Below are 7164 nucleotides of genomic sequence, written 5' to 3' on the forward strand. Positions count from 1 at the left end.
CTACCTCCTCTTGAGCGACGTGAACGGCCAGAGGCACGCGCTCGCGCCAGGGGCGGTGCCAGCCATCTGCGAGGTCCCGGGGGAGGGGACCTCCGCCCTCCTGCTGCCCGGCGGCCGCCTCGTAGTGGTCGAGGCCGACGTCGAGACGGTGGCCCTGGCGCTGTCCGGGGAGGGGCGGTGATGCCGTTCATCGCCCATGCCCTCCCTCAGGCAGCGGTCGAGAGGGGCGACGTGTCTGCCGGTGCCCTCATCAGCATCACCGGGGTGTCGTTCACACGGGCGGTCATCGACGAGCGACAGTTCGGCAGCCGGGTGCTCCGCCTGAGGTTCGACGACGTCCCGCTGCACGAGTTCACCGCCCTCGGGCGGCGCTGGATCGGCCCGACCCGGGAACAGGTCCTGGCCGCGATCACCTTTGGCCGGGAGTGCCGGGCCGCCGGCGTCGAGGAGGTCGCGGTGCACTGCCTGCATGGCAGGAGCCGCAGCACCGCGATCGCCCTCGCCCTCATTGCCGATGCGTACGGCAGGGGAGGGGAGGGCGCGGCGGTGGAGGCGCTCCTAGCACGCGATCTTACCGGCAAGGCGAGCCCGAATATCGGCATCGTGCGGTTTGCCGACGAGATCCTTGGCCGCGGGCGCGCCATTGAGGATGCGCTCGCCGACAAGGTGCCGCGCTTCGTCACCTGGCGTGCTTTCTGGGAGGAGCGCGGCCTGTCACCCCGTGAGTCGCTTGGGCGGGGGTGAGAGGACCGCTGTCATGGCGGAGTACCGCCCATGCAGCATCGGCTGGCCGATGCGTCGGCGCGTCAGGATCCTCGCGAGAGAGAATTCGTGAACACCGTCCCATCAGCCACCTCATCCGTCGCCCTGGTCAGCGATGAGGAGGCGCGGGCCGGCCTATGCGCTCTCGATGCAGGTCAGGTCAGGGCTGCCCTGGTAGGCCATCACACGCCGCGTCTGACGGCTGGCAGCCGTCGTGGCGCATAGGGTCGTCCTCGCGCCGCAGCGTGCCCTGGCCTATGTCGAGGACCTCCTGCAACACCTGCTCGGCTTTGCCGAGTTCCCCGAACGCGGGGCGCGGCGCGACGCCATCCACCAGGGTCTGCGCATTGTCGGGTACCGGCGGCACGTGATGGTCGCCTTCCACGTCAACGACACGACGATGACCATCCCTCGCGTGCTCTTTGGCGGGCACGATGTCGAGGGCCTGCTTGGGAAGGGTGGTGACGGGGGAGGCCTCACGGTGTCGAGCAACGGCCAGGACCGTGCCCTGCTGAGCGAGGCGGCGCTCACATCCCTTTTTCGCAGTCAGTCAGGCAATCGCGTTCAAGGCATCGAGAAATCGCTGCTCTTGCAAAAAACGGAGAAAGCATCTTAAGATAAGGCCCTCGTGCATCCTCAAGGGTGCAGATAACCCGAATTCGTTCTTTCTTTCACCGGGACCAACTGCAACGCACCCCCTGGGTGCGGATAGTACCGAGCGGCGGCCGAGAAATCGGCCGCCGCTTGTTCTTCGGCCGGTAGCGTGACTGATCGCTCGGACCGAAAGCAAACATTCTAGGTGCTCGCCGCGAAGTGCAAGACATCAGCGGCCCGCAAGGTACGCAGAACCGAAAACCCGGCTTCTGAACTCTCAACGGGGCGCACAGGTCAGACCGCGAAGTCTTCCTTTGCCTTGCCGTTATTCACGGCTTCCGTCAGCCAGCGTGGCATGCGGCCTCGCCCGGTCCAGGTCTCACCCTCAGGACTGCGGTACCTGGCGGCGACAGCCTTTCCAGTGTCGCTACGGGGCTTGCGGACGTTCGTCTTCGGTCCAGGCCGCTCCAGAAGCTCGCCCAGATCCAGGCCCAGCTGGGCAGCCTTCTCGCGCATCTCCTCGATGAGCTGAGCCTTGGCGCCCTGCTTCTTGCCCTCCAGCGCCACCTTGGCGTCCTCGATCAGCTGAGTGAGGTCCGGTACGCTCAAGGCATCGAGGTTGATTTGGCTCTTAGCCATTTTGCACTCCGTAATCAAAGTGGTCGGTCCACCTTGTCTCCTCCAACGTATATTATCTTGGCGATGGCACAAGCAGCGGATCGAGAAGCCAGATTGCAGTTCCGTGCGGGGACTGGGAAAGGGGAGCACCATCGTAGGCAGAAGACGGGTTAACTGTTTCAGCAGCCAATCGGAGTCCCATGCTGAATGACCTGCAACCTGCTAGCGCCCCTCGCGGATTTGGCCGCGTGCCGGTATTCCAACTGGCGCCGCTCAGGGCATGGCTCTCCGAGTGACTTTCGATGCAGCCTTGAAGTTCCTCTTGCCTCATCAGGAACCCTCCACTTTTCCGAAGCAAGTCCAACACTGCCAAGCCCGCAATGCTGCGTTCAGCAGTTGGCGGAATGTGGCCGGAACTGCACCGACCGTGTGAGGGCTGCGCCAGCCTGGACGCCCCTTGGCTCCTACCTCGCCAACCTGACAACGCCCTCGTGGCTACAGGGTGATTGATCGAGCAATGGGACCGCTAACAGCCTGGAGAAGTTACGTCAGGACTGCTGGGCTAACGATACCTCAGAATCGTGGGCAATCAGCCCGCTCTGACAAAGAGAACAGCCTTCATGGTCAGCCATGCGAGCGCGGATAAGACAAGGAAAGCGTAGAGAAAAATCGGATACACGACCACTTGGTAGAGTTGGTAATCGGCTTCCTTGCGCTCAATCTCCCGGCCGATAGCAGCCTGCAGCTGATCAAGCATCGCCCGGTCCTGCCGCCCCGCCACAGTGAACGTGACCGGCCCTCCCCAGCCATTTCCAAAACAATCTGACCAATAAGAACCGGACGTCAAATCGTAGTTCAAGCTATTACAGTACAGGAATACCTGGTCTCCTTCAACCATTGATCTGCGCCCGCCCTCGATACCTAGCTGGATGACGGCAATTTTGCCTGCCAATCCTCTCATGTAGTTAGCAACGTCCGAACCGTACCAATAAAAAGGTCGCGCCTCATGAATTTCCGCAGTTGTCACCATCCGATTGGAGGCACCCGCGTAGTAGGTGATTGTGGCATTGGAGTCCCATGGAGCGATCCGGACATCGAACCAAGCGTTGAAGTCCTTTTTAACGTGCTCGTACAGAGCTCCGTTGAGTGGGCCAACATTTCTGCAGTTCTCCGTTCCTCCCGCAAATGCTGGCATGCAGAGGACTGTCACAAAGCGCTCGTATGGCAGGAGAAATTTGGCAGTCAGAAACCCGAGTGCGAGGAGCGGGATGACCAGCACCATCAACAAGCGTGTGTACCGAGACGCAGTTATGGTCATTACCTGTCCTTGAGGAGAAGGGGCGGGTTTTGTGAAGTGAGGTAACGTAACGTTTTTTGTGCATTAGGCAAGTATTAAAAATTCGTACCGGAGGTAACTTATTTTAAGTAAGTTAACTTCTCATGAACGCCAAATTTCCTTAGAGCCGTTCCGAAAAGAGGTCGAATCTGTTGATTCGGTTGTGATCCGGTGGTCGGTGCATGGATGGGAGGTGCCGCATGTGGAGGCCGGAAGGCACAGTCAACTTGGGTGCGATCTGGCTTTCCGGACACCTTGCTTCCGGGTAGTCGGCAGGATGACGCCGCCTGCCTCTCCCAATTACGCCGGGTGTCGGTTCCCGCCAGAGATTATCAGCTATACCGTGTGGCTGTATTTCCGCTTCCCTCTGAGCCTGCGCATGGTGGAGGAAATGCTGCTTTCCGTGGCATCGCGGTGAGCTACGAGACCGTTCGGCAGTGGGGCCGCAAGTTCGGGCAGGCCTTCGCCAACCGGACCCGGGATCGTCTTCTTTGTGGTGGTGACAAGTGGCACCTGGACGAGGTCGTCCTGAAGATCGCCGGAGTGAAGCACTGGGTTTGGCGGGCTGTAGACCAAATGGGGGTGGTGCTGGACGTCCTCGTGCAAAGTCGGCGCGACAAGCAAGCGGCCAAGCGGCTGCTCCGGAAACTGCTAAAGCGGCAGATGCGGCCACCCCGGGTGATGATCACCGACAAGCTCGCGAGCTATGGCGCCGCAAGGAAGGAGGTGATGCCCTCCGTTAAGCATCGCCAGCACAAGGGCCTCGACAACAGGGCCGAAAACTCGCACCAGCCGACGCGACGGCGAGAGCGGCAAATGAAGCAGTTCAAATCACCAGGACAGGCACAGCGTTTCCTCTCTGCCCATGATGGGATCAACAACCTCTTTCACCTCCGCCGTGACCACGTACAGGCCGCCCAGCACCGCGCCGCAAGGGGGCGTGCGTTGAAGACATGGGCAGAGCTCAGCGGCAGCGCCGTCGCAGTCTGAAGCCAAGCTCCCCCTCCGTCCCGCAGGCTTCAGGTTGTCCTCACGGCCAACAAGTTGACTGTGCCCTCCCGTCCTGTCGAGAAGGCGCAAACTGACGAATTCACTTGCCGCTCGTTTCCCCCGCACTCTGGCCCAGTAATCCAAAAAACACGGACTGGGGCGGTTGCCGCCTCGATCCTCATTGAGACATTCGCAAGGAGTCTCCTTCACAGCGGCGAGAGCAAGTCCGGATTAAAATCTAAGTTCAATTTGTGTGGACGCCTGCTGCAGTGCCAAGGCATGCTTCGACAAACGGCGGCGGGGCAGAGACAATGAGTGGCATTGCCGACCGTCCCAAAAAGGACAACGTTCGACTAGTCGTAACGACCGGAGTCGCACTAACGGTAATCGTCATCGTTATGTTTGTCGTTTTTGCTCTACGAATGGAGATCGAGAACCTTAAATTGAATGAAATTGGAGACGCTGTTGCTGGATTTGCGTCTATTCTGGCTTTTATGTGGATTGTGATTGCTGTCTATTTGCAAACACACGAGCTTCGACAGCAACGTCATGCGATTCTAGCATCAAACCAAGAGCAGGCACAGCAAACAGCAGAGTTCCAAGCCTGGAAAAAAGCTGCTGAAGACCAACTCTCGCTCTTAAGAGGAAACCAACTCATCATTTTTTCCGATTACGTAAAGCGCGTTGAAGAGGAGGCAGTACGTGGCCTCCTCAGCCAAGTTTCCTACGAGATCGTTCCTGAGCTAAATAAACTACAGAGCTGCAAAGTGTTTCTCGGTCTATCCGAAGGCGATCTTAATGAATGGAGACATATGCTCGAAGGTCGACGCTTCATTGAAGCAGCAACTGCTATTGGCGTACATCTGTTCAACCATCAACCAAGTGATGCGCTTCGGTCAGAGATTCGCTCCGATCTGATGGGTGTTCCTAAAATTCGTGAACGCATTGATCTACTAAGCACCTTAATTGTTGCTTACCATGTTGCCGGAAATAATGCTGGACCTTCGCATCATCAGGTTGCTTACGATATCGGCGTTCATCTTATCGAAAGTGGACTCAACTGGTTATTCGAATTCCGAGACATTCTTCCTGCCGCAACCGATCAATTTACAAGGCAGCTCCAAGAATTCAAAAAACAAAGTAGCCTGCAAGGCAAGGTTTACTGACTTCGTAATATTGAGATCGCCTAGGGGTAGTAGAGAGAGCGCACTTCGCGGGCAGGTCTGAAACTGTCCAACACTCACAAGCCCAGTCGCTGCAACCGACTTCATAAGGTGGTCACGGAACTGAGAAAAATGTACCTAACGAGCTGGGCTGTCGAGTTGCTTTCCAGCGGCGCAGCTGCGGAGGTTACCGAGGCCCAAAGTTAACACACCCGATAAAAACCGAATTCGGGAGGAAAATCATGGGCAGGCGTCTCCAGGCGAGGATGGTCGATAAAGGCCAAAGATCGATAGCTAGATTTGCGACGATTGCATTCTTCTTGGTTCCTTTAGCCGCCAGTTTAGCTACCACCGGCACAATCTCTGATTCGAGCATCACTATTTCTTTGGTATTCGCAATTGCCGGATTAGCTTGGTCGAACTGGGTAGAGTTCGCATCGATAAAGAACGACATGGAAGAAGCAGTTGCAAGTTTCACCAACATACAGTACTTGGGGCCTGCTCAGGAAGCTTACAGCATCATCTTCGACAGGGCCTCCAGGGCCGTGGCAATAAGAAATACTTTTATCGAGTTTAGCGGCCCGATGCTGTCGGGCGATCAAAGACCTGTTCCCGTCAATTCTGCGGATCGTCTCAAGATTTATAACCAATTCTTTACCAACGTAGGTTCCTTCTGGGCAGACATTTTCTCCGCAAACATTGTTCTCGACCCGGCTCGGGATTTTGAGAGTTTTGAGGCTTCAATCAAGAAGATTACTGGCTCAAGCGGAGAGTTGGATCAGGGGAACGATCCCGTCGCGACGGTGAGTAATCGCCCCAGCCTCTATAGTGCGACAGTTTTGAAGTCGCCGTCTCCGCAAATCAACTTTACGATATTCCACTTCATAAACGGAGAGAAAGAAGTTCTTTTCGGCTGGGGCATTTACCCTGGCGACCTTTCAGGCTCGGTTTTCTCCTCAAGAGATTCGCGCGCCGTCGATTATTTCGAGGGTTATTTCCGCGCGCTGCTTCAACACAGCGAACCCGTATACGGACGCCATTCGATAGTGAGTAGAACCCGTGAACTTGTGGGATTGTGGATAGACTTCGCTCATGATGAGGAGGATGGTCACTTAGTGGAGCGCAATGTTGCCGCCAAAGAAATCTATTGGAGTGACGGCCTCTTGCAGCTTAGGGGATATACCATGAATCCAAACCATACGATTGCTGGATTCTTCAGGTCTCGGGCGATTGAGATAGACGAGAAAGAGCTTTGGTACGTCTACGATGCCCCTGACAGCAGAAGCAAGACCGGTCCTTCAGTTGGAGCCACTTATATCCGAACGTTCAGCAGGGCTGGCAGAAAGATCTACATCGGGAAATACATAGACGAAGAAAATCGGTCGGTCAGCGCGATTTATGGCGTGCTAGTCGACGCTGGCCTATGTGCTTCTGGCGGGGTGCCTGTCGAGCACATCTGCGGAGGCAACGCCCGCCCTTCAACCCAGGACTGGGAGCGAATTTCTTCTGTCGAACGGGGTTTGATTATCGAAAAAGCGCGCCAGAGGATTCGCGACGAGTTCTTCGGAGGAGAGACTTAGCTCGACTTTGGCCATCACGCGGCGTGGCAGATGGCGTAAGCCAGGGCGCGTTGCAGGGCTGGGCGGGGTTTTGCGTTGTGGGTGCTGCGCCGCGACGTGAGCAAACCCTGCTCTCGCCAGA

At 57.1% G+C, this 7164-nt stretch carries 7 protein-coding genes and 1 pseudogene; 6 read left to right on the forward strand and 2 right to left on the reverse strand.

Features of this window, described 5'->3' with window-relative positions:
• The 3 genes from J8J14_RS24160 to J8J14_RS24170 all read left to right on the forward strand — a co-directional run.
• The coding region (locus tag J8J14_RS24160; protein WP_209382092.1) for a hypothetical protein at positions 1-181 on the forward strand (181 nt) is incomplete at its 5' end.
• Positions 181-744: a hypothetical protein gene (locus J8J14_RS24165; protein ID WP_209382093.1), complete on the forward strand. Its 564-nt coding sequence runs from the start codon at positions 181-183 to the stop codon at positions 742-744. The genes J8J14_RS24160 and J8J14_RS24165, both read left to right, overlap by 1 nt.
• Before the next feature lie 232 nt (positions 745-976).
• Entirely contained in the window at positions 977-1378 is a 402-nt protein-coding gene (locus tag J8J14_RS24170) for a type II toxin-antitoxin system RelE/ParE family toxin (protein WP_209382094.1), read from the forward strand.
• Positions 1379-1650: 272 nt separating this feature from the next.
• On the opposite strand, the gene J8J14_RS24175 is transcribed toward J8J14_RS24170, so the two are convergent.
• Together J8J14_RS24175 and J8J14_RS24180 are read right to left on the reverse strand one after the other, a co-directional pair.
• Complete coding sequence (locus J8J14_RS24175; RefSeq protein ID WP_209382095.1) at positions 1651-1995, reverse strand: H-NS histone family protein; 345 nt, start codon at positions 1993-1995, stop codon at positions 1651-1653.
• A 568-nt stretch (positions 1996-2563) separates the two neighbouring features.
• Entirely contained in the window at positions 2564-3256 is a 693-nt protein-coding gene (locus J8J14_RS24180; RefSeq protein WP_209382096.1) for a hypothetical protein, read from the reverse strand.
• Between the two features lie 331 nt (positions 3257-3587).
• Between J8J14_RS24180 and J8J14_RS24185 the strand changes: the two are divergent.
• The 3 genes and pseudogenes from J8J14_RS24185 to J8J14_RS24195 all read left to right on the forward strand — a co-directional run bounded on the left by J8J14_RS24185 (position 3588) and on the right by J8J14_RS24195 (position 7043).
• Positions 3588-4300 (forward strand): annotated as a pseudogene (locus J8J14_RS24185) (IS6 family transposase).
• Positions 4301-4722: 422 nt separating this feature from the next.
• On the forward strand, positions 4723-5466 hold the full coding sequence (locus tag J8J14_RS24190) for a hypothetical protein (RefSeq protein ID WP_209382097.1): 744 nt from the start codon (positions 4723-4725) through the stop codon (positions 5464-5466).
• 239 nt (positions 5467-5705) lie between these two features.
• Positions 5706-7043: a hypothetical protein gene (locus tag J8J14_RS24195; protein WP_209382098.1), complete on the forward strand. Its 1338-nt coding sequence runs from the start codon at positions 5706-5708 to the stop codon at positions 7041-7043.
• The last annotated feature ends 121 nt before the right edge of the window (positions 7044-7164 follow it).

This window comes from Pararoseomonas baculiformis (assembly GCF_017813395.1).
Taxonomy (GTDB): domain Bacteria; phylum Pseudomonadota; class Alphaproteobacteria; order Acetobacterales; family Acetobacteraceae; genus Roseomonas; species Roseomonas baculiformis.